Origin of the sequence: Enterococcus sp. DIV0213h (assembly GCF_051711285.1) — a bacterium.
Lineage (GTDB): Bacteria > Bacillota > Bacilli > Lactobacillales > Enterococcaceae > Enterococcus_D > Enterococcus_D casseliflavus.
This window is the reverse complement of record NZ_JBIOMH010000001.1, coordinates 2,744,409-2,769,899: the sequence shown is the minus strand read 5'-3', so window position 1 is coordinate 2,769,899 and position 25,491 is coordinate 2,744,409. Positions and strand designations below refer to the sequence as shown.

Genomic DNA, 25,491 nt, shown 5'->3' with positions numbered 1-25,491 from the left:
GTTTCAGATTAGGACATTGCCCCTTTGATCAAGCGTCGAAGGGGTGTTTTTCGCGCGATGATTTTGAGGAAAACAGGGGGCGCTAGGAAACGGCTAGAATTCGCTACTTTGCTATGCTAAAATAGAACAGAAGTTAGAAGAAATGGGGAACGAACGTGACAGAATATTTAAACGTAGGGAAAATCGTCAATACACATGGGATCCGTGGAGAAGTACGAGTGATATCACAAACGGATTTTCCAGAAGAACGCTACCGTAAAGGGGCTGAATTGACACTTTTTCGTGAAAATAAAGAGCCATTACCATTGATTGTTTCAGGTCATCGCAAACATAAAAATTTTGATTTGTTAACGTTTGAGGGCTATCCTAACATCAACGACGTTGAACCGTTTCGTAACGGCATTTTAAAAGTTACCAAGGATGATTTGGTGGATCTAGCAGAAAATGAGTTTTACTACCATGAAATTATTGGTCTGGAAGTCGTCGAAGAAGATGGCACAGTCATTGGTAAAGTCAAAGAGATCCTTTCACCAGGAGCCAATGATGTTTGGGTGGTACAGCGAAAAGGGAAGAAGGATGCCTTGATTCCTTATATCGAATCTGTTGTTCATACCATCGATCTTGAAAATGGTCAGGTCATCGTTGAGATCCCAGAAGGGTTGTTAGACGATGAGAATTGATGTGTTGACACTATTTCCACGAATGTTTGAAGGCCCTCTTGGAGAATCGATCATCGGTAAAGCACGGGAAAAGGGATTGTTAGAAATCAATGTCTCTAATTTCCGTGATTATTCTGACAACAAACATCAAACAGTGGATGACTATCCTTATGGTGGCGGAGCAGGAATGTTATTAAAAGTCCAACCTGTCTATGACAATATCAAAGCGATCGAAGAAGCGACACCAGAAACGAAAAAGCGGGTGATCCTATTAGACCCAGCGGGAAAACCCTTTGATCAAAAGATGGCGGAAGAATTCTCTACCGAAGAGCACCTTGTTTTTATTTGCGGTCACTATGAAGGCTATGATGAACGAATCCGTTCATTGGTCACTGATGAAGTGTCACTGGGCGATTACGTCTTGACTGGCGGCGAATTGGGGGCAATGGTCATGATCGATGCGACGGTCAGGCTATTACCAGAAGTTTTGGGCAATCAAACCTCCGCACAAACTGATTCTCATTCCACTGGTTTATTAGAGCATCCGCAATATACACGCCCGGCAGAGTTCAAAGGCATGAAAGTGCCGGAAGTTTTGATGAATGGCAATCATAAATTGATCGAGCAGTGGCAATTAAAAGAATCCTTGCGCCGAACGTATCAGCGACGTCCAGATATGCTGGAAACTTATCCGCTGACCGCTGAAATGCAGAAGCTTTTAAAAGAAATTGAAGACGAATCGAAGACTGGCAAGTAAAATAGTGCCAGTTTTTTTGATATTCTGTGCCATGACAAGAAAATTCTCTTTACAGCCTATGGTCGACTGTGGTAAGATATTTCAGTGAGTGTAAACTCAACTATTACGATGTTCCGCTGGAGCTTTCATGCTTTAAGAATGTTTGGGAATAAGGAGAATGATAAACATGAATCCATTGATTCAAGAACTAACTCAAGAACAATTACGTACTGACATCCCAGCTTTCCGTCCTGGGGACACTGTTCGCGTTCACGCGAAAGTTGTCGAAGGAACTCGCGAACGTATCCAGTTATTTGAAGGTGTTGTCATCAAACGCCGCGGTGCTGGTATCAGCGAAACTTATACAGTTCGTAAAGTATCAAACGGTGTAGGTGTTGAACGTACCTTCCCATTGCACACACCACGTGTTGCACAAATCGAAGTTGTTCGTTACGGTAAAGTACGTCGTGCAAAATTGTACTACTTGCGTGCATTACACGGAAAAGCAGCTCGTATCAAAGAAATTCGTCGTTAATCATTTATTATCAGATGAAGCAAAAGCCCTTGATTTCAAGGGCTTTTTTCTTTTGTTTGGCGTTATGTTCTATCATTTTAAAGTTCTAGAATTGATTAATTGTGGAAAAAGGGGAGGCTGTTACAGTGTTTTCTTTCTTCATAGATAAAAAGACAAAGTACTGGTTATAGTACTTTGTCTATCGAGAGGCTGTCCATTGTTCGGACGAGCGTTTTTTAATTAGCTTTGTCTATTCATCCCTTGAAACAACAACCATAGATTTGATCGTTTTTCGTTCCTGCATATCGGCATAGGCTTGGTTGATATCATCTAAATCATAGGTTTGGGTGAAAACGCGGCCTGGATTGATAGTACCATCAAGCACCGCTTTTAACAGGGTTTCCTTATCATATGTTGTGACCGATGCAGATCCTCCCGCAATGGAAATGTTTTGAGCAAAAGTGGAACCGATTGGTCGATCGTCATAGTGAGGGACGCCGACATAACCTACACGACCACCATTATGCAATACACCAAGGGCTTGTGTAATGGCAGCTTCTGTACCAACACATTCAAGAGCAGCATCCGCGCCTCCGCCAAGGATCTCGCGTACCTTCGCGATTCCCTCTTCACCACGCTCAGCCACAACAGCTGTAGCACCTGATTGAAGAGCCATTTCTTGTCGATCTTTATGACGGCTCATTAAAATAATTTGGGAAGCCCCACGCATTTTTGCCGCGATGACAGCACATTGTCCTACGGCACCATCGCCAATCACGACGACTTTATCCCCTTTTTCTACATGTGCACAACGTGCCGCATGATATCCTGTGGGCATAACATCTGCCAAAGTTAAAAGAGACTTGATCATACCTTCCGTATAATCAGCTGGCTGACCTGGAACTTTTACAAGGGCCCAGTTGCCGTAATGGAAGTTGATATACTCAGATTGGAAACCGTTAGACCAATTCGTTGTACCTTGATGACGGTCGCATGTGCCATCAAAGCCGGCACGGCAAGCATCACATTCACCACAACCATGGGTGAAGGGGACGATGACAAAATCTCCAGGTTTCACAGTCGTAATGTCTGGACCGATTTCTTCAACGATGCCTAATGCCTCATGACCATCATTAACTGAATGAGGTTCTTTACTATCGCCATGGGCATACGACCAAAGATCAGAACCGCAAACACATGCTCGGACAACTTTAATAATAACATCATCGGCTGCTTGCAAAGTTGGCTTTTTTACTTCTTCCACTTTAACTAATCCTGCTTTTTCAAAAATTGCTGCTCTCATATAAATCCTTCTTTCTTAAGTTAGTATTGTTAGTATAAATGCTGAAGTTAACTTTAGGTCAAGAAAAAGACACATCAAGAAATGACGTTCTCTTAAAATTTATATCAACAAATTCGTTACATCCTGATTTATGGCAGAGGTTAAGAAAGAATTTCTTCTTTTTTGTCGTTACTTCAATTGAATCATCAGTGAAGCAGCATGGCTAACTCTAAAGGGCACTTGAACCATGAAATTTGAACAAAAAAAGGAGGACTCGAAAATGATAAACGATTTTCGAGTCCTTCTTTTTTCTTGAGAGGAGAACCTAGCTTTTTATAGCTCAGATTCTTAGGTGATTTATTAATTCTTTTTTGAAAATTTTTATGACTATAAAATCAATTATGGTCGATTCGGTCAATTCTACGGATGAAAAGAACGAATGACTGAATAAAGAAAGGATAGCAAATAGACAGGAAGAAAAAAGGAAAATGAGACGTCTATTATTATGTCATTTGATAATGGTGTTGACATATGACAAAATAGATGGCAAAATACAGATGTAATAGCAAATGACAAATACCGTGTCGTTTGACAAAAAGGAGGAAGAAGCAATGACGCTTTATACAAAGTTGTTACATCGTGAAAAAGAAGGAAACCCGATCAAGGTAGGTGTGATTGGGGCAGGACAAATGGGCTTTGGTATGATTTCACAAATTTCAACGATTCCAGGAATGATCGTCAGTGGGATAAGCGATATCAATTTAGAAGCTGCCGATCGTGCAGCTGCTGCTTACAATGCGACAGCCCATGAGAAAATCGACATTTTGATCAGCCAAGATTTTAAAGATATTATTCATTCCGATAAAGTAGAGATAATCGTTGACGCAACCGGTGTCCCAGAGGCAGGTGCACAAATTTCTCTTGAATCACTAATGGCGAAAAAGCATCTTGTACTTTTGAATGTTGAAATCGATATTACGATCGGACCGCTGATGAATAAGCTATATGGAGCAACCGACTTGATTTATACTGGATCAGATGGTGATGAGCCAGCGGCTACGATGCAGATGTATGAATTTGCTAAAAGTATGGGGATGGAAGTGTTAGTCGCTGGTAAAGGAAAAAATAATCAATTGATGGTCCATGCCAATCCAGATACGGCAGCTGCAAAAGCTAAAGCCCAAAAAATGAGCCCGAAAATTCTAGCGTCATTTCAAGATGGAACAAAGACGATGGGGGAAATGAACTTGCTCTCTAATGCAATGGGGTTTGTCCCTGATGTTGTTGGCATGCATGGCATCAGTGCTGATTTAGATGGTACGCTCGAACAACTGACGACCAAAGAAAACGGTGGGATATTAAATAAATTTGGTGTGGTGGAATATGTTGACGGAATTGCCCCGGGTATCTTTTGTATAGTGAAAGGGCAAAACGAAGGCGTTAGTCATGAATTAGATTACCTGATGAAAAAAGGCGAGCGTGATCATCATCTTCTCTATCGGCCGTTTCATCTATGCTCATTAGAAACACCAATTACGATTGCAAGAGCTGTACTAGAGCAAGATACAGCAATCGTACCTATGGGAGCACCTGTTTCAGAAACTGTTTGTGTGACGAAAAAAGCCATAAAAGCGGGTGAGCGAATCGATGGAATCGGCGGCTTTTGCGTAAGAGGTGTCCTTGAGACCCATGAAGACATGAAAAGAAATAGTCACATTCCGATTGGGTTGATTGCTGGCGCAGTTGCCAAGCGTCCGATCAAAGATGGCGCCTTTTTAACGGTGGATGATGTGGAATTAGATGAATCAACGACTGTATATAAATTACGCAAATTGCAAGACGAAACATTTGATTAAACAGTAGTTAGCTTCTCCTTTAGCCGCTGATCCAGATAAGGTAAGTAGGAATAAAATAACCGTTAGCTTGTATCAAACATAGGAATCAATTACACTAAAAAGATATCAATATCACATACTTACAAAAATCGTGGTAGTTAAAGGAGAGGTTATTTATGCAAGGAATTGTGGTGTTAGGAACACTTATCGTCGTTTTACAAGGAATATTTAGTTTGTTTCAAATTCGGTATTATCAGCGCTTTGTGAAACAAGTAGTCCAACGCTATAAAAATAAAAGTGGATATCAATTAAATACAGAAGTGGCCAAAAATTGGTATTCATCGGTGGTATTAGTCGTAGTAACAAATACACAGGGAAGGATCATTGAGGCGTATACGTATTCTGGCTTGACGATTTTTTCTCGTTTTACATCTTGTGAGGCATTAGTTGGTGAACAACCCTCTCAAGAGTTATTGAAGGAATGGCAAGCGAAAAAATCGTGTTTGCACCAAAAAGTGATTTTGTCCTTTTTAGACAAAAAAATGAAACCGATTACTTGATTTTAGGAGGAATGAATAATGAAATATATTGAATGGTTTGGTAAAAACTTTATTGGTTTGTTTGAAGCCGGTGGAGAACAATTTATGAGTTTTATGACTGGTATTATACCGCTATTGATCGTTTTACTAACATTTACCTATTCTTTGATCGCTATTATTGGAGAGAAGCGAGTCAATAAAGCAATTCGTGCCAGTGCGAAACATCTTGTATTAAGGTACACAGTCATGCCGATTTTATCGGTCCTTTTATTAACGAATCCAATGGCATATACGTTTGGAAAATTCGTTGAGGAAGAAGAAAAACCGGCATTTTATGATGCTGTAGTTTCATTTTTGCATCCTGTAACAGGGTTATTTCCTTATGCGAATGCCGGCGAACTTTTTGTATACTTGGGGATCGCTAACGGGGTCATGAAGGCAGGGTATGATCAAGGAAGTTTAGCCGTTCGTTATTTCTTATGTGGGATTGTCGTGGTTTTCGTTAGAGGTGTGATTACGGAGAAAATCACAAAATTTTTAATGAAGCGAGAATCTGCCACAAAAACTGAAACGATTTAAAGTGTGTTGAATCGAGTATATGGGAGGAAAAGCGATGTACAGAAAGATTTTTGTAAAAAAAGGCAGCAACGGCTGGGGAAAAGGCTTAGAAATTCAGCCTGAAGGGAAAAAAATCAAGATTATCTCTGTGACTGGAGGAGGAATTCATCCTGTTGCGAAAAAGATGGGCGAACTGAGTGGGGCTGAAGTCGTCGACGGTTTCTCAAATGCGATCCCAGAAGAAGAAATCATGGCAGCAGTCATCGATTGTGGTGGAACAGCACGTATCGGGGTTTATCCAATGAAGAAAATCCCAACAGTTGATGTTTTGCCATCTTCGCCTTCGGGCCCTTTAGCTAAGTTCATTACAGAAGATGTTTTCGTTTCTGGTGTCACGCCAGAGGATATCGAGTTATGTGAAAATAAAGGAGCAGTGCCTGTAGAAGGAAAGACGCTAGAGAAACAGGCGGATACTGAAACTGCAGATGCCCCAGAGTCATTTAAAGAAAAGTATGCCCAAGCAAAAGCACAGCACCAAGCACAAAATGCCAAAAAAGAGAGCATTCTCGTGAAGTTCTCTCGAGGGATAGGCAAAGTGATGGGCATTTTTTACCAAGCAGGACGCGATGCAGTTGATATGCTATTGAAAAACATTATTCCTTTCATGGCATTTATCAGCATGCTGATCGGATTTATCAATTATACAGGAGTAGGTGATCTCCTAGCACAAGCTTTAGCACCATTTTCTGATTCGATCATTGGTATGCTTTTGATTGCTTTTATTTGTAGTATGCCTTTTCTATCGCCCATTTTAGGACCTGGTGGTGTGATTGCGCAAGTCGTTGGTGTATTGATCGGAACACAAATTGGCTTAGGCACCATTCCAGTTGCTTATGCGTTACCGGCGCTTTTTGCTATCAATGCTCAGGCAGGTTGTGATTTCATTCCGGTTGGTCTATCCCTTGGCGAAGCAAAGCCTGAAACCGTACAAGTCGGAGTCCCAGCGATCTTGTATAGCCGGGTCATTACAGGTGTGCTTGCAGTATTGATTGCTTGGGTCTTTAGCATCGGGATGTACTAATGAGAAAAAAGCAGAGGAAATCATACTTTTCTAAATGAAAAAAATTTCTACTCATTTGCAACAGAAGCAAAACGTTTGTGGAAGAGCATTGCCTAGTTCTTCCAAGAGATCGTGGGAGAAAACAACATCCATCCGCAGACATCAGCCAACATATTTCTAGAAAATCGCGAATTGGCTGTGTCATTTGACAATAGGTATGGTATATTTTAATAAAAGGGTTTAGGGAGAGATGCGGGATGGATCGCACAGATGAAAAAGAGCTAGTTAAAATTGCATCGATGTACTATGAAGAAGGAAAAACCCAAGCGGAGATTGCGAAAATCATTGGTGTTTCTCGTTCTTTGGTTTCTAAAAATTTAATTGATGCGAAGGAAGCTGGCTTAGTAGAGATTTTTATTAATAGCAAAAGTGTTTATTCAGCAACACTAGAGCGAAAATTGGAACAAAAATACCAGTTGAAAAGTGCAGTTGTCGTGGATACGATGGATCTGGCAAATCATGAAGTGGACAAAATGGTCGGACGACAAGGTGCTTTGTATCTACAAAAGGTATCAAAAAAAGCTGCTAAAATCGGGATGTCTTGGGGGAAATCCCTCCGCAATTTAGTTGATAACTATCCTTTTGCCAATCAATCTGAGATTACCGTGTACCCCTTGATTGGTGGGATGGGGGATGATCATGTAGATATCCACTCCAACCAATTATCGTATGATCTGGCAAGAAAAATGCGAGGACGAGCGAAGTACTTGTATGCGCCAGCGTTAGTTTCAAACCCTCAAATTAAAAAGGACTTGACCGAAAACTCAACCATTCGTAGTGTCATAGCAGAAGCACGTGAAGTCGACATTGCTTTAGTCGGGGTAGCAAGTCCTTTCGAGGAAAGTACAATGGCAGAAATCGGTTATATTGACGATTCCGATATGAAAAGCCTTAAAGAAAAAGGAATCAAGGGAGACATAAATTCTCGATTTTTCGATGAAACAGGGAATGAAGTTGATTGTCAGTTGAATAAGAGTGTGATCGGTGTGAACTTAAAAGATATTAAAAAAATACCCACGGTCATCGGGATTGCTTATGGAACAAAAAAAGTTTTACCGATAAAAATTGCACTAGAGCATCAGCTGATCAATGTCCTTGTTACAACAGATGAAGTTGCAAATGAATTGTTGCATGAAGCGTAAGTGTAAGTTATTAGGGCTCACAAAGCGTTGCAACGATCAGAACCAATAAACAAAATAGAAGCAGGTAGTCTTTCAAGAGCACTGTTTCTTACAGTCCAATTGTAAGCGTTATTTATTTAATTGAAAAGAATTCTAGGAGGATGTTCGATGTACAAAACAACAGTCACAGAAATCGGAGAATTAGTGGAAGCATTTAAAGAAGAAAGTTTATTGATCCTTTTTGGACCAAAAGCAACACCAGAATTGAGAGCGATTTCGGTCATCCATACGCATGAGGATCCAACAGAAGATGTGATTCAAGTTGGTGGGAAATTTCGTATTGGAGAAAAAGAATATGAGATCCAAGAAGTTGGATCGGCAGCAAATGCGAATTTCACTGAATTGGGGCATATCTCCATCTATTTCCGTGAGGGAGAAAATGAAGTTCTTCCAGGAGCGATTATCGTCTCGCCAAATGAGTGGCCTGATTTACATGTTGGACAAGCAATCACTTTCTAAATATTGCTTCCTCGAGGATCGGAGATTTAGTTGGAATGAATCAGCCATAGCCACAATGACCTGTATTAGGAGTGATTGCTATCGATCTTAGTAAAGGTTTTTTCACAAAAATGATTTGAAAAGAATAAATCAGTCATTTATTCGCTAGAAGCCAATTGTTTCTCTTATTCAATCGACCAATGCTATAATGAGAACGGATTCAGCAGTGCAGCTTACCAAAGAAAGGAAGCAAGAAAATGGCGAACAAAATGGTGTTTATTAACTTGCCTGTCACTGATATCAAACGTGCAACATCCTTTTATGAAGCGCTGGGGTTTGTAAAAAATGAAGAGTTCTCAAACGAGACCAGCAGTGGAATGGTTTGGAGTGAATCGATTTGGTTAATGCTGTTAGAACATGCGTTTTACCAACAATTTCTAAATGGTAGAAGTATTGCAGATACAAAGAAGACGAGTGGCGCATTGATCGCGTTTAGTTTTGACACACCAGAAGAAGCAAAGAATTTTGCGAAAATTGCTGAAGAAAATGGTGGACAGTCGTTCCAAGTTGACATGGGGATTCCAGAGGACATAATGGTCGGCTATGAAATCGTTGATCCTGACGGCAATCAGATTGAGTCTGCTTGGATGAAGGGCTATTAGCAAAGTGCTCGTTTAAATAAAAAGGAAAAAATGGTTCAGTATGCAGTTCCCTCAAGAAGTTAGGCTTTTGTGCTAACTTTTTGAGGGCTGCTTTTTCTTGACGGGATCCTCGAGTTTTGTAAGATTGGTCAGTACCCTTTGTCTAAATCTGAAAAAAGAGGTATGATACAAGAAAAAGGAGTGGAGACGAAGTGAAATATTCAACGAAATACAGCGACGCCATTCACATCCTCGCTTACATCCACCTCTTTAAAGGAACTGATCTATCAAGTGATCGGATCGCCCAGAGTGTTGAAACGAATCCTGCTTATGTTCGCCGGATTATGAGTGATCTGCGTATTGCCGGATTGATCGAAAGCCAAAGAGGAAAACCAAACCCTAAACTAACGAAGGAACCAAATGAGATTTCTTTGTTGGACATCTATGCGAGTGTTGAAAAAGATCAGCATCTTTTACATGCGGACAAAAAGACCAATCCCAATTGCTTGATTGGGGGGAATATCCAAACGGTATTAGAGGAAACTTACGATGTGCTGCAAAAGAAAATTGAGCAGGAAATGAGCGCTATCTCGCTACAATCCATCATTGACGGCATTCAAGTAGAAGCCAATCATTAAAAGTGTCACATAAAAGGCTGTAAAAAAAGAACTTTCACCTGCTAGGCAAATTCTTGACAGGGAAGAAAGTTTCTTTTATACTCTAGTTGTAACTTAATTAGTAACAACTTATTTTGAAAAAAACAAAAGTAGGAAGGATGATCATTATGAAAATCGGTATTATTGGCGCAACAGGGAATGCAGGTTCAGCAATTTATCAAGAAGCAGTACAGAGAGGACACGAAGTGACTGCTATCGTGAGAAATGAAGCGAAGGCCAAAGAACAACTTGGTGAGACGGTCAAAACACTTACAAAGGATGCTTTTTCTCTCACAGAAGAAGAGCTCAGTGACTTTGATGTGCTTGTTGACGCGTTTGCGACAAGTCCTGACAAAGCTTACTTGCATGTGGATCTGGCAGCAAAATTAGTGCACCTGTTTCGAGAAAAAAACACTCGTTTGTTCTTCATCTTAGGAGCCGGCAGTTTATTCAATGAAGCGGGGGAACGTAATCTCTCTGAGTTGAAAAAAGCACCAGGAAGCGAAAGTTGGATTGCGATTCCAGAAAATCAGCTAGACGAATATCTCTTTTTAGAAACAGTCAAAAATGTCCCTTGGGTGGGGATTTCTCCTGGGAATGTCTTTCAAGAAGGACCAGCTAAACCAGCGATTTTAGGGAAAGATCACTTACTATTCAACGAACAAAAGGAATCGGTGACATCTAGCGGTACGTTAGCTAAGGCAATTATCGATGAGATCGAAACAGTACAACATGAAAACACTCGCTTTACTGTGATTGATGCCTAGTAAGTTTTCAAAGACGACTGAGAAGGAAATGCTATGAGTAGCGTTGACTATTGGTACGAGTGGATGGATAGGCTATTTTAGGCAACAGTTCTTTTTTCACATTATTGTTTCCCATACTCAGTAATTTAGACAAGACAAATCCTCTGTCTTTGCTTATAATCAAGGACAGAGGTGAGAAAATGAATAAAAAAATCGAAGCGTATGAATTGATGCTTCTGCAATTAAAAGGATTACTAGAAGCAGAGAGTAATTGGATCGCTAATCTAGCAAACTCTTCTGCTTTATTAAATGAAACATTGGAAGATACGGTGTTTGCCGGCTACTATTTGTTTGAAGAAGGCGAACTGATCTTAGGCCCGTTCCAAGGAAGAGTATCTTGCACCAGAATCACTATGGGCAAAGGGGTTTGTGGAGAGTCAGCGGCAAAACAAACGACATTGATCGTCCCGAATGTCAAAGAACATGAGAACTATATCTCTTGTGACTCGGCAGCTATGTCTGAAATCGTTGTTCCTATGATAGCTGATGATCAATTGATTGGTGTGTTGGATATCGATAGTGGCAAAACGAACAGCTATGATGAGATCGATCAGAAATATCTTGAAGAATTTGCGGCGATCCTAGTAGCGAGTCGTAAATAAATCGTCATTTCTTAATAATTAACAAAAAACAATATAACGTTTACAAAGCAAGTGTTCATTGAATAATGGGCACTTTTTTCATTTTTGTTTTAAATAGACATGCATATCGCTTTATTTTATTAGAATTAGATGATAAGATGATAATACAATTAGAGAAACGAGTAGTAAGGAGCGCATTATGGAAGCAGAAACAATTGTATTAGGTAAAGCATATGAATGTAAACCAGTTGGCTTAGAAAGCCGCGTTATCGGAGAAGTGGTCAGAAAAATGGAACGTTGTGCCGTTTTGCATGTGATCCGTTATGAAGAGACTGATCATGACGAGCTTGAAGAACGTTGTGGACGAGTTGTGGCAAAATACAACGAGATCTATCAACCAGCATTGGTTGAATGCTTTTCTAGCTAAGGGTTAATCCCAATCAAACGAAGCCATGCACGTAAACCAATTCCCTTAACAAAGGGGCTGTTTCTTGGAAGCAGCCTCTTTTTTTGATTCTTGGACACCGCTGCGTAGAAAAATACATGCTATAATGGGCGAGAAACTAGCAGAAAGCAGGGAGCAAAATGGAATTAGAAAAAACGGTCATTGATGACAAACAGATGCTTTTTGAATTGCCGAAGGAAGCAGGGCAACTGCAAATTGTTAAAGGAAAACTTATTGAAACAAAAGACAATACCGTCCTTTTAGCCATAAAAGAAGGCCAATTACTATCAGTAGCAGATGAGAAAACATTTGATGACAAGCAAGAATATGATCGCTTAATGATCCTTACACCACCTTGGGAGATCATGGCGCCATACTTAGCAGCCTATTATCAAGAGAAATATCAACTGTCCAATGCTTCCAACGCACCTATCGTGATTCCACAGGAACTGCAACAAGGGGTCGCTGTTTGTGCGGAACCATTTGATTGCTTGATCGATTTTCTGGGGTATGTATCCACCAGTAAAAAGGAAACGAAAGCGGTGAAAAAAGGGGGCAAGCCTCGTCATAAATGGTCAAAAGAATTACAAGATGAACCCTTTATGGTGGACTATCAAGGAAGTACAGCAACGGTTTATTGGCAGAAACGCAACGAGGTTCGAATTGAAAAAGGCGCTACCTTGCGTCAAGAGGTTCCTTTGAACAAAGACGGCTCGGTGGGCTTTTCAGCTCGATTAGCAGAAAAGATACGGCAAGAGAATCAATCAGCGATCAAAGAGGGACGAACGATTGCAGACGTCGTATTAAAAAGTGTCAATGAGGTCGGCATGTTTCTTTACTATGGGGGGACCAATGGCTGGCTTCAATTAAAAGATCAGCAAGGAAGAACCCTGAACGAGCGAACGGTGGAATAGAATAGAGAGATACTGAACAAGAAAGCGATCCACCAAAGCGAACGGAATCAGCTTTGGTGGATCGCTCGTATCGTTTAACTAGGAGTAGGCTCTTCATCGATCAAGACAAATTCTTGACCAGTTTTGGACAAAACAAGGCTCGGTTTTGCAGTTCCTTCCTTTTCAGCTCGATACGCATCTCGGTGCTTTTGCAGATGTTCGGGGCGTTTTAACCAAGCTTGAAATGCTTTTTTCTCAGTCCATTTTGACACCAGCTGGAAAACTAGGCGGTCTTTTGATTCTGAAAACCAAGCTTCAGCAGAGTGACAGCCAGCAAATGTTTTCATTGAGGCGGTATCTTTTTTCATTTTAGCTAGAAAGATGTCTTTGCCTTCTGGAATGACTTCAAATGCGACGGTACGGATATACATGAAATTCCTCCTTGCTGTGAGTGATTTCATTTAGTATAGCGCTAATTGAGAATCATTGTCAATTAGCGTAAGGGATTTGTACGTTTTTATCGATTTTCACTTTTTGATTAAATCTTTCAAAAGCCTTGAACAAATGAAAAAAGTACGTATAATTAATATACGTACTGAAGAGTCCGAAGAGTATTGGAGAAAATGGATACTTGGGGAAGTCTTTCTTTTCTCACGTGCAATACTCTTCGTTTGTTTAGTGTACCACTCCCATTTTAAAATAGATACGTTTTTTTTACTTTCTGAGGAGATTTCTTTTATTCCTTGAGTTGAAAGGCAAAAAAGTGGGAAGGTTCTGAGAAAGCGCTATGAAGACGAAATTTATGTCTTCTTTTTTTGTGTGAAAGGAAAGGAAAATTAAGAAAGTTTTTTTATCCATTTTACCTGCGAAATGATGTATAAGAAAGTAACAAAAGTTCTGATTACTAGAAGATCAGGACTTTTTTGTATGCTTTCTTGGCACGACTCCTTTCAACGATATTCAGCATAAAGTCGCTCTTTTCTACTTTTTACATTCAGAAGAGCGTTTCTGACACAATCATGTAACCTCTTACATTTTTTGGTCGTGTTAAATTGACAGGCTGCATAAACATGCGGTAAACTCGGTACAACAAACAGAATTTTTTGAATTATCTGAATGTTAGAAGGGGATGAGTAGAAATGGGGAAACGTAGCAAATATGCAGTATCGCTTGTGTTACTAGGCAGCTTATTTTTAGCAGCTTGTCAAAATGGCAATGAAGATAACGAGACGGATTCATCAGCCGCTTCTTCTGCAGAGCAAGTGATCAATGTGCAATTTTCGGCAGAGATGGGCAGTGCAGATATTTCTTTAGCAACCGACTCTTACAGCTTTATCACGTTAAACAACGCCTATGAAGGTCTTTATCGCTTAGATGAAAACAATGTTCCTGTGATCGCTGGTGCAAGCGAAGACGCTGAAGTTAGTGAAGATGGGCTTTCTTACACCATTTCACTGCGGGAAGAGGCAAAATGGTCCAATGGCGATCCAGTTACTGCAGCTGATTATGTTTTTAGCTGGCAGCGAACCGTTGATCCAGCCACTGCTTCCAATTATGCTTATATGCTGGCACCCGTTAAAAACGCTGCCGCTATTTCAGATGGTACGCTAGATAAAAGCGAGTTAGGGATCGAAGCAGTCAATGATCATCAATTAAAAATCACGTTAGAAAAACCGACGCCTTACTTTTTATCTTTACTGGCTTTTCCAACTTTCTTCCCACAAAACGAGCGTGTCGTGGAAGAGTTCGGTGACCAATATGCCTTAACCAGTGAAAACGCGGCGTACAATGGACCATTCCTATTGACCAATTATGCTGGACCAGGCACCGACATCCAATGGACATTGGCGAAAAATCCCGATTATTGGGATGCTGATTCGGTCAAACTTGAAACAATTAACTTTGATGTCGTGAAAGACTCATCGACCGCTTATAACTTGTACGAAAGCGGACAAGCCGATGACATTATTTTAAGCGGTGAATTGGCGATGCAGAATGTGAATCATCCTGATTACATTGTTCAGCCTAGTGCAACCACTCAGTATTTAGAAATGAATCAAGCACCAGAAGATTCGCCTTTTCGAAATGCAAATCTGCGCCAAGCCATTTCGTATAGTATGAATCGACAACAAATCGTTGACAATATTTTAGGCAACGGCTCCTTACCGGCGGTCGGTTTTGTTCCTTCTGACCTAGCGTTTAATCCAGAGACAAAGGCTGATTTTGTCGAGGATGCGGCAACCACGTTAGCCTTTGACGAAGAAAAAGCCCAAGAATATTGGGAAAAGGCAAAAGCTGAACTGGGTATCGATACATTGTCTTTTGAACTGTTGACATCAGATACCGATCAATCGAAAAAAATGGCAGAATACATTCAAGGTACCTTGCAGCAAACACTGGATGGGCTGACTGTCGAAGTCACAAACGTTCCATTTTCTGTGCGCTTGGATCGTTCAAATAGCGGCGATTTTGAGATGGTCATGAACAACTGGATCGGGGATTATGCAGATCCAATCAACTTTTTGGAATTGTTCAAAAAAGACAGTTCCTATAATCGTGGAAAATGGCTAAATGATGACTACAATCAATTGATCGAACAAGCCTCCAATGAAAATGCTAACGATCCAGAAGCCCGTTGGGAAAATATGGTAGCAGCAGAAAAAATCTTAACCGACGACTTAGGCGTTATTCCACTCTTCCAAAGTGCTGAAGCACATCTACGGTCGCCAAAAATCAAAGGCCTCATCGTTCATAGTGTTGGCGCGGCCTATGATTATAAAAATGTCTTTGTCGAAGAATAAGGAGAAAAAAGCTCCTTTTGTCTATTCATTGTCTGACTTCGCCAAAGAGGGCAGCAGACGAGAAAAACGTTACTAGAATGTTTAGCAACTTGATAACAAGGAATAAAGCAGTTCTTTTTCTAGCAGCGAACAATGACGTATTCATTTTAGCTAGATAAGAACTGCTTTTCTTTTTGGGAGGAACACCAATGAAAATCACAGCAGTTGAAACCAAACGAATTCCGATCCAGCTGAATGCACCCTTTAAAACGGCGCTCAGAGAAGTGCACGCCGTCGAAGTGATTCGAGTGCTGCTTTTTTTTGATAATGGGATCGTTGGCATCGGAGAAGCAGCACCTACCGAAGTGATCACCGGTGATACAAAAGAAAGTATTTTAAAAGATATCGAAACGGTCTTTGCCCCGTTCCTGTTAGGCAGAAAGGTAGATGCCCAATTGCTAGTAATGGATGAGCTTCATGCGTTGATCCAGCATCATACGAGCCCTAAAGCGGCGATTGATATCGCGTTGCATGATGCACTGGCAAAAGCGGCCAACTTGCCTCTTTACCGCTATTTAGGTGGTTCTGCCAATACATTGACAACCGACTATACGATCAGTGTTGGCTCACAGGAGCAGATGCTGCATGATGCCCAAGCGAAAGTCCAGGCGGGATTTCGCTCCTTGAAAATCAAACTAGGGGCAGGAACGATCGAAGAGGAAGTTGCGAAAATTCGCCGCATCAATGAACGCTTGGCAGGAAAGATTCCCTTTCGAATTGATGCAAATCAAGGCTGGACCAAAGAAGAAGCGGTGCAGATTTTAGACCAATGGCAAGACATTCCGATCGAGTTTGTTGAACAGCCAGTAAAAGCCCATGATTTTGCTGGACTCAGCTATGTGACTGCTCGTACGACGATTCCAATCATGGCCGATGAAAGTCTTTTTTCCTATGAGGATGCCAAGCGTTTGATTGCTGAAAACTGCTGCAATTATTTGAACATTAAATTGATGAAAAGCGGCGGGATCAAAGAGGGACAAAAAATTTATCACTTGGCAAAAGAGCATCAAATGCCAGTGATGGTCGGTTCGATGATTGAAGGGTATGGGGGAATGGCGGCAGCCGCCCATTTTGCCTTGGGGATGGCCGACGTCCAATTTTATGATCTGGACGTTCCTTTTATGTGGGAGACCCAAACGACTTCCCCTGAAATGCAAGGGATTCTTCAGCCTCCAGGAAGCTTGAGGGTCACCGAACGCATCGGTCTAGGAATCAACGAATAAATAGTTATGAGAGGAGCAAAGATGAAACAAATTGTTCAGGCTGGCTCTTCCTTCTTATGGAAGGAACCCAAAGAAAACAAAGTACTAGCAAAAATCAAAGCATTTCCTTTAGAAGCGCTGCACACTTTTTTGACTGATGAAGATACGATGCGGCTTTATCAGGAAAGCTTAGTGGACTCCGAAGTATTATATGGGACGATAGTAGAAGTCATCACCCAAACGGATGGTTGGTCCCATGTGATCGTCTTGGATCAAAAAAGCAATAAACACCCACTCGGGTATCCCGGTTATCTGCCGAACGAGGTATTGAAGCCATTGCCACCAGATTATGCACCAGCTAAAAGAAGGATTGGGGTGATTGCAAAAGAAGCCGTGCTTGTTTTTGACTCGACCACACGACTTGTTTCTTTTGGAACAGTTTTACCACTTGTTGGGGAAACCGCAGATTCCTATCAAGTGGCTACGCCTAATGGACCAGCAACGATCGCTAAAGCTTTTGCTCACGTCCTATCGGACACATGGGCAAAGCTCCCAGAAAAAATAATAGCCTTAGCAGAACAATTTATAAACCAGCCCTATGTCTGGGCAGGCATTAGCGGCAGTGGCTTTGATTGTTCTGGATTCATGTATTCGCTGCATCGACTTCATGGTATTTTAATCCCCCGAGATACGATCGAGCAAGCACAACAAGCAAACAACGTACCTTACGGTCAGGCACAACCAGGGGATCTGCTGCTGTTTGCTTATGAAGAAGGAAAAGGCGAAGTCCATCATGTCGGTCTATATTTGGGGGATGACGAAATGATTCATTCAAGAACACCTGGGTCACGGGTCATGAAAACCAAAATCACTGGCTCTAATTATGAACCAGAACTCGCAGTTGTGGCGCGTTATTGGCAAAACCAGCCGAATGCATCACAGGAATGCTCATGAACATTCTTTTCATGATCGTAAGGAAAGGGGCATTTGATGGGAAAAGATGACTTGCGTGTAGCAATTAAGCCTATTCTAGAAAACTATCAGACAACCTTGGAAATGGGTTTATGGATCGGTACGCCAACGGAATGTCTCATTGACTATCAGAGTCAAAAGTCGTTTTCGGCAGCGAGTATCAGTAAGCTTGTTTTGTATGCCTATTATCTTGAACAGATTATCGAAGAAAAAATCGATCCGCAACAGCTGATCGGTGTGAACGCCGTTGATCTGACAGAGGGTGCTGGGGTGATCCGTCTTTTTCCTCAGAAGAAAGGTTGGACCATCAGTGAGCTTCTCACGGCGATGATCGCCGTATCTGATAATACTGCGACCAATGTACTATTGGACTTAGTAGGGTTGCCCACGCTTCAGGCCTGGATTCAGGAGCCAGAGATTCAATTTGAACGGTATATGATGCGACCGATCAAAGACAAAGAGAACCGCTTGACCCCCTCGGCGGCTGCTAAACTACTACTAAGGTGTGTTAAACGAGAAGAAGCTGCACTAGGGTTTTCACCCTTAAATCAGCAGCAATTTCAAGAAGGATTAGCGGGAAATTTTGCGGAAACTGCGTATCCTGCTTGCCGCATTTTTAATAAGACAGGCCGTCTTGACCGCATCGAACACGATGTAGCGTATTTACAAGCCAATGAAACGACGATCATCATTGCGGCATTTTCCTATGATAAAACCGGTAGTGGTCAAGGGATCAGTTGGCTAAGAGAAATTGGTCAAACAGTCTATCAGCAATATTTTTAAGTAAAATGCGCTGCGTATCGCTCCTCACTTAGAGGCACTTGATCCGCAGCGTATTAATTATTTACAACAATAAAATCCCCCATATCATAGCGGTGCCGTGATTGGGAAAATTCAAAAGGCGTCCCATCGCCGAGGTAAACCGTTTGCTCAACTTCTAAAATGGGATCGGTGGCAGCACAAGCTAAGTATTGCTGGTCATAGGTGTCTGCACGATCCGCTTTGATACGACGGACAGATGTTCCAATCGAAGAGTGGAGTTGGTTCGTGATGTAGCTATAGACTGAAGAGGATAAGACTTCTTCGGTAATGCCAGGAATGACATGAAGCGGCATGATGGTATACTCTAAAACAACGGGTACATCGTCAAATAGACGCAGACGAACGATATCATAAATTTGCTGGTCACTGCGAATTTTTAGTTTTTCTTGTTCTTTCTCATCGGGAAAAAGAATGGCAAAAGAAATGATCTTGCTGGTGATTTTTCCTGTCTCTCCAAGGCGCTTCGTCAGCCCGCGATTGATCTTGGCGTTGTAATCGAAGGTTGAATAGGAATCACTGATAAACGTACCCGTGCCTTTTTTACCGTAAATAATGCCTTCCATTTGTAAAATATTCAATGCTTTTTGAATCGTCACGCGGCTCGTTTGATAATCCGCAGCCAGTTCGGATTGCTTCGGCAATTTTTTCTCTTCTTCGTAAAACCCGTGATTGATTTTGCTCCGTAAATCGGCAGCGATGTCATGGTAGTTCGCCATTTGCTTCACCTCAAAATAATAATAAGTGATAAAACGAAGTATGTAAACTTGGAGCTTTACATACCCTGTTTTGAAGGCTTTTCCTGCGTTTACATTCTTCAGGAAATGAATTACATTTGTAATGTAATCGTTTTCTAACAATTGAAGAATAGGGGTATAGGAGGGAGTTTTATGCAAGGATTTATGGATCGACTCGCTGACGTTTTAGGAAAGTTTGCCAATAGGATCAATAATTTACGCTACATCATGGTCATTAAAAATGCCTTTGCTGCTTTGATTCCAGTAATCATTACAGGGGCGTTTGGTACATTGTTTTCAGCAATGGTTTTTGATGCTGAAAATGGATTGGCACAAATCGAGGCACTGCGCTTTTTAGAAAGTTTAAAACCGATCTCATCTGCGGTCAGTTATGTGACGTTGAGTTTCTTAACGATCTATGCAGTGTTTCTGATTGGGATTGAGCTAGCAAAATTAAATAAGATTTCTGGGGTCTTTCCAGGAATCATCGCAGTGATGTCTTATCTTTCTGTTAATCCAATGATCTTTGAATTTTTGCACGAAGATGCGACGGTGGTTGCCGAAAACGTGCTGGCTAAGCAATATACTGACACGAAAGGCCTATTTTTAGGCATGTTCGTTGCGATCGTTTCCATCGAGCTTTATGCGTGGTTAGGAAGACAAAAACGGCTGCAGATCACGATGCCTGATAGTGTTCCTGGGAATGTTTCGGCAAGTTTTTCGGCATTGTTTCCAACGATTTTCACCGTGACCATCATCGCCACCGCTGGTTTTGCTATCAAAGCACTCACAGGGATGTATGCTTACGATATCATCTACAATGTCGTCCAACGACCACTGGAAGGGATCGTCCAAGGATTGCCAGGTATCTTGTTGTTGATGTTTATCGCACAAGTTTTTTGGGTCATCGGGATTCATGGGAACCAGATGGTCAAACCCATTCGCGAACCATTGTTGCTGGCAGCGATCGCTGTCAATACGGAAGCTTTTGAAGCTGGAAAAGAAGTACCCAATATTATTACGATGCCGTTTTGGGATATGTATATGAGTATGGGCGGCTCTGGGGTTACGATTGGGTTGCTGATTGCGATTTTGATCGTCGGCAAGCGGGAGGACATGCGCCAAATCACTAAATTGTCATTAGCACCTGGGATTTTCAATATCAATGAGCCAGTGATCTTCGGAATGCCAATTATGCTGAATCCCATTTTGGCGATTCCCTTTATCCTGACACCGTTAGTAACAGGAACGATTGGGTACGTGGCGACAAGTCTAGGCTTTGCCGCTAAAGCCGTGGTAATGGTCCCATGGCCGATGCCACCGATCGTCAATGCTTATCTAGCTACTGCTGGGGATATCGGGGCTGTGATCACGCAAGTTATCTGTATTGTCGTGGCAATTTTGATCTATCTACCTTTTGTTTTGGTAATGAATCGTACGACCAATGAAGTTGCATAAAGGAGTTTTAAAAAAATGGTAAAAATACCTGAAACATTTATTTTAGGGGCTGCTTCGTCTGCTTGGCAGACAGAAGGCTGGCAAGGAAAGAAAGAAGGGCAAGATTCGTATCTCGACCGCTGGTACAAAGAAGAACGCTTTGTCTGGCATAATGGCTACGGGCCGGCTGTTGCGACGAATTTTATGGAAAAGTTTTCAGAGGATGTTGAACTGATGCAGGAGGTTCATTTGACCCATTACCGAACATCGATCAACTGGGCGCGCTTCTTTACCGACCATGAACAGCTGATCGTTGATGAAGATTATGCTGCTCATATCGATCAGCTTATCGACCAATTGCTTGCTGCTGGGGTCGAACCGATGCTTTGTTTGGAACATTATGAACTGCCAGCTAGTTTGATGGATGCCTATGATGGCTGGAGCTCGCGGAAAGTGGTCGATCTATATACCCGTTATGCCGAAATCGCCTTCGAGCGTTACGGTGATCGAGTCAAACAGTGGTTTACCTTCAATGAGCCGATCGTTATTCAGACTCGTTGCTATCTCGATGCGATCCGCTGGCCCCATGAGCAAAACACAAAAAAATGGATGCTTTGGAACTATCACAAAGTATTGGCGTCCGCCCAAGCGGTGGCTGTCTATCATGAAAAGGGCTATGAGGGGCGCATCGGTTGTGTGCTAAATCCAGAAATGGTTTACGCACGCTCTTCCTCACCAGAGGATCAAAACGCGCAAAAAATGTACGATCTTTTTTTCAACCGAATCTTTTTTGATCCAATGGTTAAGGGGCATTATCCAGATGAACTTATCACGCTTTGCCAAACCTATGACATCTACTTTGATCCGACAGAAGAAGATTTGGAAACGATCCGCACCCATACGGTGGATTTCTTAGGTGTCAATCAGTACTACCCGAAACGCGTGCGGGCACCACGATATCAATGGCATTCGGATGCACCATTTCATCCAGAAATGTTTTATGAGACCTTTGATTTGCCAGGAAAACAAATGAATAACTCCCGTGGCTGGGAAATCTATCCGAAGGTCATGTACGATATGGCTAATTATCTTAAAGAAAATTATGGCAATATTCCATGGCTGATCACTGAAAATGGTATGGGGCGGGAAAATGAAGAACAGTATATGGATGCCACAGGTCAAGTCCAAGATGATTATCGGATTCAGTTTATTACCGAACATCTTTACTGGCTGCTAAAAGCCGTCGAGGAAGGCGCCAACTGCGAAGGCTATATGCTTTGGGCATTTACCGATTGTGTTTCACCTATGAATGCGTTCAAAAATCGCTATGGTCTCGTACGAATCGAGCTAAATGAAGAACGGACTCGGTCATTAAAAAAATCAGCCGCTTGGTATCGTTCCCTGATTGATGAACGGTGGCTTCCATTTGAAGAAAAACCATTGATTCTGTAATAAAAACCCACGTTGATTTCCTCATCCTAAAGGAAATCAGCGTGGGTTTTCAGTTAAAAGGGTTGTTTATGAGGAGCAAGTTTCTCCCAGTCAAAGGTGACGCCAATCCCTGGTTCTTCTGGGGCAATCGCACAGCCATCGGATGGATCGATCACTAACGGTCTCGTGGTGTATTGATCGATTGGGAAACTGTGCATTTCGAGATACCCAGCATTAGGCATCGCTGCTAGTAGACTAACGTGCAATTCTTGCATGCCATGGGTAGAAACAGATAAGTTACTTGTTTGTGTTAAGGCAGCAATTTTCAACCAGCCGGTGATCCCACCGCAATTGGAAGCGTCGGGTTGCGGAAAATCGACATTGCCATATTTGATCATATGAGCAAATTCGATAGGGGTGCGCAAGTTTTCTCCGCCTGCCACCGCAATTTGCCCTTCTTTAGCGATACGAGCGTAGCCTTCGTAATCTTCGGGGATCGTTGGTTCTTCAAGGAACAAAATGTCATAAGGCGCCATCAGTTTGGCGGCTTTGATCGCTTTTTCAACAGACCAGCTCATGTTGGCATCCACCATAAAGACAACATCGGGACCAATCAATTCTCTGACCGCTTTTATTCGAGCAATATCTTCGGCAAGTGTTTTTTGTCCCAATTTGATTTTGACCGCTTTTAATCCCATGTCTAAATATTTTTGATTATTGGCTAAGAGTTTTTCAAGAGGAAAGTTTAGATCAATCGCACCACCATAGCATTTTACTTTGTTGCTTGCGCCGCCTAAAAGTTTGTAGAGGGGTTCTTGTGCTTTTTTCGCACGTAAGTCCCACAAGGCGATATCACAAGCCGCAATGGCAAAACTTGCTAAACCGCCTCTGGCAACATAGTGGATTCCCCAGTTCATCTGATCCCACAAGGCTTCCACACATGCTGGATCTTTCCCTAAAAGGATCGCTTTTAGTTCTTTATCGATCAGTTTGGCGATCGATTCGCCACCGAAGCCACCAGTATACGTATAGCCGACCCCTTCACGTCCATCATCAGTAACGATCTTGACGATAGGCACTTCAAAGTGGGTGTGTAAGCCATGCTTCGCATCTTCCATGATTTCTGGAAGAGGTATCCGATAATACGCTGTTTGTACATCTGTAATTTTTGCCATTAAAAATCCTCCTCAAATTAATGTTCACGTGTGCATTTTAATGTTAACGTTTGCATAACCATGGTAGCATGGGAAGGCGAGATTGACAAGGCTGAATTTTATCAAATTCAAAACTTTAAAAGAAGGTGGATCACTAACGAAGGGATCGCATCTCTTCAACTGATGCTTCACGGAACCATTTAGAATATAAACAGATATAGGGAATATTAGCTAGAAATGAAGTGAAACCTCTATAAATTGTCACAAAATAGCATTTTGTTTATTTTTAAAGCATAGTTATTGAATAAAAATCATTTTTGTATTATGATTATCTTAACAACGAGCAATGAAGAGTACTGGGGCAAATGAAAGCTTGGGGAAGTCTTTTATTTGGGATACCTAGTACTCTTATCTTTGTTAAACGACAAGTGAAATACAAAAGAACGACTGAACTTCTTTGGTTCAGTCGTTCTTTTGTATTTCAAAAAGCGAGCGAGAGTAACTTGTCGTAAGGAAGAAAAAGTTTTTTCTCAATTGACAAAGGAATAATCATTGGCGGTTAAAACAGTACGAGCTTGTTCTACCTGATGCTCCTTGATTAAAATATAATCAGTATTGAAGGTAGAAACAGCAAAAATACTGATTGACTCCTCGGCTAGAAGGGAAGAGATTTTTGCAATAATGCCAATTAAGCTAAAATCCAGCACACCAATTATTTTCATCGCTTTCCATCCATCTTCTCTGTTTAGTGTTTCAGATGGAACGTTTGCCGTTGGTAACACCAAAGAAAGTTCTTCTGACGTATGGGCAAAAAATAGAGGAACGATCTTCAGTATCGAAGGATCAATACGCTCTACTTGGATGACAGAAAAAGAGGGTGCCAATAAGGTCAGTTTCATTTAATCACGTCCTTCGTTTGATGCAATCATCATATCAAAGGATAAGAAAGAAGGGAAGGCGATTATCATTTGATCACGTATGATTCTAAGCGTTGTGTCGTTTCTGTGAGACGTAACAGACGGGTAGATTCTATACAGAAGAAAATAAGCGGTTAAAAATGTTCCATTATTAGAATCAATAAGCAAAGTAAGCGATCATTTATCGCTTGATGTGAGCTCAAGCTATCGTTTTGCCATTAAACTTTTCTTCGAGTTTTTAAATCACCAATCTGGAGTTCCAGTTTTTCGAGGGAGCTACCAAAGTCTGTGAGAAAGACATGAAATAATAAGGAGCAGGCATGATAATCTCGGATGATTTTCTGCTTATTAGCTGGTCTTTTTTTGTCACTGAAAAATTTTTCTAATACACAGAGTGGTTCTTGCCAAGATTTTAATTGCTCCAAAGTATCTCCTAAACCATATATGTCCTGGTAGCTAATTTCTTTTACCGGCTGCTTATTACTTGTCTTAATGCCAATCTTTTCTATTTCTTTCAAAGTAACGCCTCCATTCTGTTTTTATTGGTGTTCTTATAGACACCACCTTAGGTTCTATTTTACTATATGATGTCCTTATGAACAACATCTGCTTGCAGAAAAAGGTGGCTAATACATGAACAGAAAAATAGAAATAGGCTTAAAAGAGCTTGTAAAAAGCCGAGGAATTTCTCTAAGAGAGTTAGCACGCTTATCTGATATTGAACCTTCGATTATTAATAAGCTGGCAAATGGCAAACGAGAAAAAGTTTACCTTCAACATATTGAAAGAATCGCTAATGCATTGGAAATTGACGATATTTCAGAAATTATCAGACTCACAAAAAAATAACTTTTGAAAAGTAGGACAAGACAAAAAGAGAACACTTAGAATAGCAACACTGTACAACGTGACTACTCTAAGGTTCTCTTTATTTTTATATTCTTTAGAGAGGGAAGAAGACGACTAAGAAGGATCGTTAACCATCAAGACCGCATCACCTCAAGCCCATCAATTTGGGGAAAAGCATCACCACAAGCAGTAAGTATATACAACCGATAAAGTTCTTTAATATGATAGTTAACGGGTATCAAATACTGG

The 25,491-nt window shown here is 41.3% G+C and carries 28 protein-coding genes; 22 read left to right on the top strand and 6 right to left on the bottom strand.

What is annotated here, in order from left to right:
• Window positions 1-155: 155 nt before the first annotated feature.
• From rimM to rplS, 3 genes are all read left to right on the top strand, one after another.
• Window positions 156-680 carry a ribosome maturation factor RimM gene (gene rimM, locus IGI77_RS12950; protein ID WP_010749728.1) on the top strand — a complete coding sequence of 175 codons (525 nt, stop codon included), beginning with the start codon at window positions 156-158 and terminating at the stop codon, window positions 678-680.
• A complete protein-coding gene (trmD, locus tag IGI77_RS12945) occupies window positions 670-1,416 on the top strand; it encodes a tRNA (guanosine(37)-N1)-methyltransferase TrmD (RefSeq protein WP_275854129.1) in 747 nt (248 codons plus the stop codon). The genes rimM and trmD overlap by 11 nt, the downstream gene beginning before the upstream one ends.
• Window positions 1,417-1,582: 166 nt before the next feature.
• Entirely contained in the window at window positions 1,583-1,930 is a 348-nt protein-coding gene (gene rplS / locus IGI77_RS12940) for a 50S ribosomal protein L19 (RefSeq protein WP_002357176.1), read from the top strand.
• Between the two features lie 229 nt (window positions 1,931-2,159).
• Here rplS and IGI77_RS12935 read toward each other — a convergent pair whose 3' ends face one another.
• Window positions 2,160-3,212 (bottom strand): zinc-binding dehydrogenase, encoded by a 1,053-nt coding sequence (locus IGI77_RS12935; protein ID WP_438770193.1) that lies wholly within the window; start codon window positions 3,210-3,212, stop codon window positions 2,160-2,162.
• A 590-nt stretch (window positions 3,213-3,802) separates the two neighbouring features.
• Between IGI77_RS12935 and IGI77_RS12930 the strand changes: the two genes are divergently transcribed.
• The 12 genes from IGI77_RS12930 (at window position 3,803) to IGI77_RS12875 (ending at window position 12,905) form a co-directional block, all read left to right on the top strand.
• Window positions 3,803-5,047, top strand: coding sequence for an NAD(P)H-dependent oxidoreductase (locus IGI77_RS12930; protein ID WP_438770192.1), 1,245 nt, complete (start codon window positions 3,803-3,805; stop codon window positions 5,045-5,047).
• Between the two features lie 155 nt (window positions 5,048-5,202).
• Entirely contained in the window at window positions 5,203-5,586 is a 384-nt protein-coding gene (locus tag IGI77_RS12925) for a transcriptional regulator GutM (protein ID WP_438770191.1), read from the top strand.
• 18 nt (window positions 5,587-5,604) lie between these two features.
• Window positions 5,605-6,144, top strand: coding sequence for a PTS glucitol/sorbitol transporter subunit IIC (gene srlA, locus IGI77_RS12920; RefSeq protein WP_005237225.1), 540 nt, complete (start codon window positions 5,605-5,607; stop codon window positions 6,142-6,144).
• A gap of 34 nt (window positions 6,145-6,178) precedes the next feature.
• A complete protein-coding gene (srlE, locus tag IGI77_RS12915; protein WP_438770190.1) occupies window positions 6,179-7,204 on the top strand; it encodes a PTS glucitol/sorbitol transporter subunit IIB in 1,026 nt (341 codons plus the stop codon).
• A gap of 236 nt (window positions 7,205-7,440) precedes the next feature.
• Window positions 7,441-8,385: a sugar-binding transcriptional regulator gene (locus tag IGI77_RS12910; RefSeq protein WP_151195471.1), complete on the top strand. Its 945-nt coding sequence runs from the start codon at window positions 7,441-7,443 to the stop codon at window positions 8,383-8,385.
• 147 nt (window positions 8,386-8,532) lie between these two features.
• Window positions 8,533-8,883: a PTS glucitol/sorbitol transporter subunit IIA gene (locus IGI77_RS12905; protein ID WP_015510125.1), complete on the top strand. Its 351-nt coding sequence runs from the start codon at window positions 8,533-8,535 to the stop codon at window positions 8,881-8,883.
• A gap of 236 nt (window positions 8,884-9,119) precedes the next feature.
• Window positions 9,120-9,524 (top strand): VOC family protein, encoded by a 405-nt coding sequence (locus tag IGI77_RS12900; protein WP_375817924.1) that lies wholly within the window; start codon window positions 9,120-9,122, stop codon window positions 9,522-9,524.
• A gap of 191 nt (window positions 9,525-9,715) precedes the next feature.
• Window positions 9,716-10,141 carry an Rrf2 family transcriptional regulator gene (locus IGI77_RS12895; protein ID WP_010749722.1) on the top strand — a complete coding sequence of 142 codons (426 nt, stop codon included), beginning with the start codon at window positions 9,716-9,718 and terminating at the stop codon, window positions 10,139-10,141.
• A 137-nt stretch (window positions 10,142-10,278) separates the two neighbouring features.
• Entirely contained in the window at window positions 10,279-10,926 is a 648-nt protein-coding gene (locus IGI77_RS12890; protein ID WP_016608699.1) for an NAD(P)H-binding protein, read from the top strand.
• A gap of 179 nt (window positions 10,927-11,105) precedes the next feature.
• A complete protein-coding gene (locus IGI77_RS12885; RefSeq protein WP_015510123.1) occupies window positions 11,106-11,567 on the top strand; it encodes a GAF domain-containing protein in 462 nt (153 codons plus the stop codon).
• A gap of 178 nt (window positions 11,568-11,745) precedes the next feature.
• On the top strand, window positions 11,746-11,973 hold the full coding sequence (locus IGI77_RS12880) for a hypothetical protein (protein ID WP_005229082.1): 228 nt from the start codon (window positions 11,746-11,748) through the stop codon (window positions 11,971-11,973).
• A 158-nt stretch (window positions 11,974-12,131) separates the two neighbouring features.
• Window positions 12,132-12,905 carry a hypothetical protein gene (locus tag IGI77_RS12875; RefSeq protein WP_060792529.1) on the top strand — a complete coding sequence of 258 codons (774 nt, stop codon included), beginning with the start codon at window positions 12,132-12,134 and terminating at the stop codon, window positions 12,903-12,905.
• Window positions 12,906-12,979: 74 nt separating this feature from the next.
• On the opposite strand, the gene IGI77_RS12870 is transcribed toward IGI77_RS12875, so the two are convergent.
• Window positions 12,980-13,315: an antibiotic biosynthesis monooxygenase family protein gene (locus IGI77_RS12870; protein WP_438770189.1), complete on the bottom strand. Its 336-nt coding sequence runs from the start codon at window positions 13,313-13,315 to the stop codon at window positions 12,980-12,982.
• 708 nt (window positions 13,316-14,023) lie between these two features.
• On the opposite strand from IGI77_RS12870, the gene IGI77_RS12865 reads away from it, so the two are divergent.
• The 4 genes from IGI77_RS12865 (at window position 14,024) to IGI77_RS12850 (ending at window position 18,681) form a co-directional block, all read left to right on the top strand.
• Complete coding sequence (locus IGI77_RS12865) at window positions 14,024-15,685, top strand: peptide ABC transporter substrate-binding protein (protein WP_438770188.1); 1,662 nt, start codon at window positions 14,024-14,026, stop codon at window positions 15,683-15,685.
• 188 nt (window positions 15,686-15,873) lie between these two features.
• Window positions 15,874-16,947 (top strand): dipeptide epimerase, encoded by a 1,074-nt coding sequence (locus IGI77_RS12860; RefSeq protein ID WP_438770187.1) that lies wholly within the window; start codon window positions 15,874-15,876, stop codon window positions 16,945-16,947.
• A 21-nt stretch (window positions 16,948-16,968) separates the two neighbouring features.
• Window positions 16,969-17,880, top strand: coding sequence for a C40 family peptidase (locus IGI77_RS12855; RefSeq protein WP_438770186.1), 912 nt, complete (start codon window positions 16,969-16,971; stop codon window positions 17,878-17,880).
• Between the two features lie 36 nt (window positions 17,881-17,916).
• Window positions 17,917-18,681 carry a serine hydrolase gene (locus tag IGI77_RS12850; protein WP_438770185.1) on the top strand — a complete coding sequence of 255 codons (765 nt, stop codon included), beginning with the start codon at window positions 17,917-17,919 and terminating at the stop codon, window positions 18,679-18,681.
• Window positions 18,682-18,734: 53 nt separating this feature from the next.
• On the opposite strand, the gene IGI77_RS12845 is transcribed toward IGI77_RS12850, so the two are convergent.
• The gene (locus IGI77_RS12845) at window positions 18,735-19,436 is read right to left on the bottom strand and encodes a GntR family transcriptional regulator (RefSeq protein ID WP_010749712.1); all 702 of its coding nucleotides are present in this window, start codon (window positions 19,434-19,436) and stop codon (window positions 18,735-18,737) included.
• A gap of 171 nt (window positions 19,437-19,607) precedes the next feature.
• Between IGI77_RS12845 and IGI77_RS12840 the strand changes: the two genes are divergently transcribed.
• Both IGI77_RS12840 and IGI77_RS12835 read left to right on the top strand, forming a co-directional pair.
• A complete protein-coding gene (locus IGI77_RS12840) occupies window positions 19,608-20,912 on the top strand; it encodes a PTS sugar transporter subunit IIC (RefSeq protein ID WP_015510115.1) in 1,305 nt (434 codons plus the stop codon).
• Between the two features lie 15 nt (window positions 20,913-20,927).
• The gene (locus tag IGI77_RS12835) at window positions 20,928-22,343 is read left to right on the top strand and encodes a glycoside hydrolase family 1 protein (protein WP_438770184.1); all 1,416 of its coding nucleotides are present in this window, start codon (window positions 20,928-20,930) and stop codon (window positions 22,341-22,343) included.
• Between the two features lie 53 nt (window positions 22,344-22,396).
• On the opposite strand, the gene IGI77_RS12830 is transcribed toward IGI77_RS12835, so the two are convergent.
• From IGI77_RS12830 to IGI77_RS12820, 3 genes are all read right to left on the bottom strand, one after another.
• Window positions 22,397-23,497 (bottom strand): mandelate racemase/muconate lactonizing enzyme family protein, encoded by a 1,101-nt coding sequence (locus tag IGI77_RS12830; protein WP_081116486.1) that lies wholly within the window; start codon window positions 23,495-23,497, stop codon window positions 22,397-22,399.
• Window positions 23,498-24,006: 509 nt separating this feature from the next.
• The gene (locus IGI77_RS12825) at window positions 24,007-24,375 is read right to left on the bottom strand and encodes an ACT domain-containing protein (RefSeq protein WP_005229110.1); all 369 of its coding nucleotides are present in this window, start codon (window positions 24,373-24,375) and stop codon (window positions 24,007-24,009) included.
• Window positions 24,376-24,611: 236 nt separating this feature from the next.
• The gene (locus IGI77_RS12820) at window positions 24,612-24,911 is read right to left on the bottom strand and encodes a hypothetical protein (protein ID WP_086338012.1); all 300 of its coding nucleotides are present in this window, start codon (window positions 24,909-24,911) and stop codon (window positions 24,612-24,614) included.
• Between the two features lie 115 nt (window positions 24,912-25,026).
• Here IGI77_RS12820 and IGI77_RS12815 point away from each other — a divergent pair, with 115 nt between their 5' ends.
• Window positions 25,027-25,242, top strand: a complete 216-nt coding sequence (locus IGI77_RS12815) for a helix-turn-helix domain-containing protein (protein WP_074933564.1) — start codon at window positions 25,027-25,029, stop codon at window positions 25,240-25,242.
• Window positions 25,243-25,491: the final 249 nt, after the last annotated feature.

Coding starts and splice junctions, on each gene's coding strand:
- trmD (WP_275854129.1), top strand. CDS start 670: ATGAGAATTGATGTGTTGACACTATTTCCACGAATGTTTGAAGGCCCT.
- rplS (WP_002357176.1), top strand. CDS start 1,583: ATGAATCCATTGATTCAAGAACTAACTCAAGAACAATTACGTACTGAC.
- IGI77_RS12935 (WP_438770193.1), bottom strand. CDS start 3,212: ATGAGAGCAGCAATTTTTGAAAAAGCAGGATTAGTTAAAGTGGAAGAA.
- IGI77_RS12930 (WP_438770192.1), top strand. CDS start 3,803: ATGACGCTTTATACAAAGTTGTTACATCGTGAAAAAGAAGGAAACCCG.
- IGI77_RS12925 (WP_438770191.1), top strand. CDS start 5,203: ATGCAAGGAATTGTGGTGTTAGGAACACTTATCGTCGTTTTACAAGGA.
- srlA (WP_005237225.1), top strand. CDS start 5,605: ATGAAATATATTGAATGGTTTGGTAAAAACTTTATTGGTTTGTTTGAA.
- srlE (WP_438770190.1), top strand. CDS start 6,179: ATGTACAGAAAGATTTTTGTAAAAAAAGGCAGCAACGGCTGGGGAAAA.
- IGI77_RS12910 (WP_151195471.1), top strand. CDS start 7,441: ATGGATCGCACAGATGAAAAAGAGCTAGTTAAAATTGCATCGATGTAC.
- IGI77_RS12905 (WP_015510125.1), top strand. CDS start 8,533: ATGTACAAAACAACAGTCACAGAAATCGGAGAATTAGTGGAAGCATTT.
- IGI77_RS12900 (WP_375817924.1), top strand. CDS start 9,120: ATGGCGAACAAAATGGTGTTTATTAACTTGCCTGTCACTGATATCAAA.
- IGI77_RS12890 (WP_016608699.1), top strand. CDS start 10,279: ATGATCATTATGAAAATCGGTATTATTGGCGCAACAGGGAATGCAGGT.
- IGI77_RS12885 (WP_015510123.1), top strand. CDS start 11,106: ATGAATAAAAAAATCGAAGCGTATGAATTGATGCTTCTGCAATTAAAA.
- IGI77_RS12880 (WP_005229082.1), top strand. CDS start 11,746: ATGGAAGCAGAAACAATTGTATTAGGTAAAGCATATGAATGTAAACCA.
- IGI77_RS12875 (WP_060792529.1), top strand. CDS start 12,132: ATGGAATTAGAAAAAACGGTCATTGATGACAAACAGATGCTTTTTGAA.
- IGI77_RS12870 (WP_438770189.1), bottom strand. CDS start 13,315: ATGTATATCCGTACCGTCGCATTTGAAGTCATTCCAGAAGGCAAAGAC.
- IGI77_RS12865 (WP_438770188.1), top strand. CDS start 14,024: ATGGGGAAACGTAGCAAATATGCAGTATCGCTTGTGTTACTAGGCAGC.
- IGI77_RS12860 (WP_438770187.1), top strand. CDS start 15,874: ATGAAAATCACAGCAGTTGAAACCAAACGAATTCCGATCCAGCTGAAT.
- IGI77_RS12855 (WP_438770186.1), top strand. CDS start 16,969: ATGAAACAAATTGTTCAGGCTGGCTCTTCCTTCTTATGGAAGGAACCC.
- IGI77_RS12850 (WP_438770185.1), top strand. CDS start 17,917: ATGGGAAAAGATGACTTGCGTGTAGCAATTAAGCCTATTCTAGAAAAC.
- IGI77_RS12845 (WP_010749712.1), bottom strand. CDS start 19,436: ATGGCGAACTACCATGACATCGCTGCCGATTTACGGAGCAAAATCAAT.
- IGI77_RS12840 (WP_015510115.1), top strand. CDS start 19,608: ATGCAAGGATTTATGGATCGACTCGCTGACGTTTTAGGAAAGTTTGCC.
- IGI77_RS12835 (WP_438770184.1), top strand. CDS start 20,928: ATGGTAAAAATACCTGAAACATTTATTTTAGGGGCTGCTTCGTCTGCT.
- IGI77_RS12830 (WP_081116486.1), bottom strand. CDS start 23,497: ATGGCAAAAATTACAGATGTACAAACAGCGTATTATCGGATACCTCTT.
- IGI77_RS12825 (WP_005229110.1), bottom strand. CDS start 24,375: ATGAAACTGACCTTATTGGCACCCTCTTTTTCTGTCATCCAAGTAGAG.
- IGI77_RS12815 (WP_074933564.1), top strand. CDS start 25,027: ATGAACAGAAAAATAGAAATAGGCTTAAAAGAGCTTGTAAAAAGCCGA.